The sequence below is a fragment of the Nitrobacter sp. 62-13 genome, assembly GCF_001896955.1.
Lineage (GTDB): Bacteria > Pseudomonadota > Alphaproteobacteria > Rhizobiales > Xanthobacteraceae > Nitrobacter.
Window position 1 is genome coordinate 48,862 of the sequence record NZ_MKRN01000154.1, and the last position, 1,761, is coordinate 50,622.

Annotated in this window: 1 protein-coding gene; it reads left to right on the top strand. The window is 67.7% G+C overall.

Annotated elements, in window-relative coordinates:
- Positions 1 to 1,728, top strand: a 1,728-nt coding sequence (locus BGN91_RS10970) for a copper-translocating P-type ATPase (RefSeq protein WP_292613054.1), incomplete at its 5' end; no start/stop codon positions are given.
- Positions 1,729 to 1,761 lie beyond the last annotated feature (33 nt).

Genomic DNA, 1,761 nt, shown 5'->3' on the forward strand with positions numbered 1-1,761 from the left:
AGCGTTGCCGCTACGGTCGCGCCCGGACTATTTCCACCGGCCTTTCGCGGGCATGATGGCGCGGTCGCGGTCTATTTCGAGGCGGCGGCGGTCATCACGATCCTGGTGCTGCTCGGGCAGGTGCTCGAACTGCGCGCGCGCGAGGCGACCTCGGGCGCGATCAAGGCGCTGCTCGATCTCGCGCCGAAGACCGCGCGCCGCGTCGACGAGTCGGGAGCGGATCACGACGTGGCGCTTGACGACATCGCCGTCGGCGACCGCCTCCGCGTTCGCCCCGGCGAAAAGGTGCCGGTGGATGGCGTTCTCGTCGAGGGCCGCTCGTCGCTCGATGAATCCATGGTGACCGGGGAATCCATGCCGGTCAGCAAGGAAGCCGGCGCCAAAGCGATCGCCGGCACCATCAACCGCTCGGGAAGTTTCGTGATGCGGGCCGAGAAGATCGGACGTGACACGCTCCTGTCCCGGATCGTGCAGATGGTTGCGCAGGCGCAGCGGTCGCGCGCGCCGATCCAGCGTCTGGCCGATCAGGTGGCCGGCTGGTTCGTGCCGGCTGTCATCGCCGCCGCCGTGGCGGCGTTCGCGGTCTGGGCCCTGGTCGGACCCGAGCCGCGTCTCGCCTTCGGTCTGGTCGCCGGGGTGAGCGTGCTGATCATCGCGTGCCCCTGCGCGCTCGGCCTCGCGACGCCGATGTCGATCATGGTCGGCGTCGGACGCGGCGCGCAGGCCGGCGTCCTGATCAGGAACGCCGAAGCGCTCGAGCGCATGGAGAAGGTCGATACGCTGGTGGTCGACAAGACCGGCACATTGACGGAAGGAAAACCCCGGCTCGTCGCCATCGAGGCCGCGGAAGGCTTTCATAAGGACGATGTGCTTCGTTTCGCCGCGAGCGTCGAACGATCCAGCGAACATCCTCTGGCGGACGCCGTTGTAGCTGCGGCGAAGCAACGCAATCTGGCGCTGAACGACGTGCAGGAATTCGACGCGCCGGCGGGTAAGGGTGTGACCGGCAAGGTCGATGGCAGGACGGTGCTGATCGGATCGGCCGCGTTTCTCGAATCCGCTCAGGTTGCCGTTGCCGGAATGGCGCCCCGCGCCGAGCGGCTGCGCGCCGCGGGAGCGACCGTCATCAACGTCGCAGTCGATGACAGGCTGGCCGGTCTGCTCGCGATCGCCGATCCGGTGAAGTCGTCGACGCCTGCTGCCCTGAAAGCGCTGGCTGGTGAGGGCATCAAGGTCATCATGCTGACCGGCGACAATCGCACCACCGCCGACGCGGTCGCAAAACAACTCGGCATCGCCGATGTCGAGGCGGACGTTCTGCCCGAGCAGAAGAGCGCCGTCGTCACCCGGCTTCAGAATGAGGGGCACATCGTGGCGATGGCCGGAGACGGCATCAATGATGCGCCGGCGCTCGCCTCCGCCGATGTCGGAATCGCCATGGGCACAGGAGCCGACGTCGCCATGGAAAGTGCCGGCGTGACGCTGCTCAAGGGCGATCTCGGCGGCATCGTTCGCGCCCGCCGGCTCTCCGAGGCGACCATGCGCAACATCCGGCAGAACCTGATCTTCGCCTTCATCTACAACGCCGCCGGCATCCCGATCGCCGCCGGCGTTCTTTATCCGGTCTTCGGCCTGCTGCTATCCCCGATCGTGGCGGCGGCAGCGATGGCGCTGTCGTCGGTGAGCGTGGTCGGCAATGCGCTGCGGCTGCGCGCAGCAAGGCTTTGAAGGCGAGGGCCGTCGTCCCGTTCTTCAACGGCG